The organism is Mesorhizobium sp. M1D.F.Ca.ET.231.01.1.1 (assembly GCF_003999155.2).
GTDB lineage: Bacteria > Pseudomonadota > Alphaproteobacteria > Rhizobiales > Rhizobiaceae > Mesorhizobium.
Genome location: NZ_RZOZ02000283.1, coordinates 1 through 282, shown reverse-complemented (window position 1 = coordinate 282; position 282 = coordinate 1). Strand labels below are relative to the sequence as shown.

The window sequence follows — 282 nt, the reverse complement described above, 5'->3', positions numbered from 1 at the left end:
GTCCGGAGCGGCGAGCCGGTTCAGGTACTCCACCCTACACTCAGTTTATATCTATCAGGCTATACGGGACAGGTTGAGCGGCTCCGACGCTGGGTTTTGGGCGTATAGGCTGAATGAATACAAGCCAGTAGTAGGAGATCTTATTTGCTGGGCACGTCAATCGGATATCGATTATGACAGCCAAGCATCGGGGAACTATCGCGGTCATTGCGACATCGTGGTGGCGGTTGAAGCTGACAAGGTTTGGGTGATCGGCGGAAACGTTGGCAACTCGGTAACGAA

Annotated in this window: 1 protein-coding gene; it reads left to right on the top strand. The window is 53.2% G+C overall.

The features are described from left to right. Positions 1-49: 49 nt before the first annotated feature. The coding region (locus tag EN874_RS33310; RefSeq protein ID WP_348631842.1) for a DUF2272 domain-containing protein at positions 50-282 on the top strand (233 nt) is incomplete at its 3' end.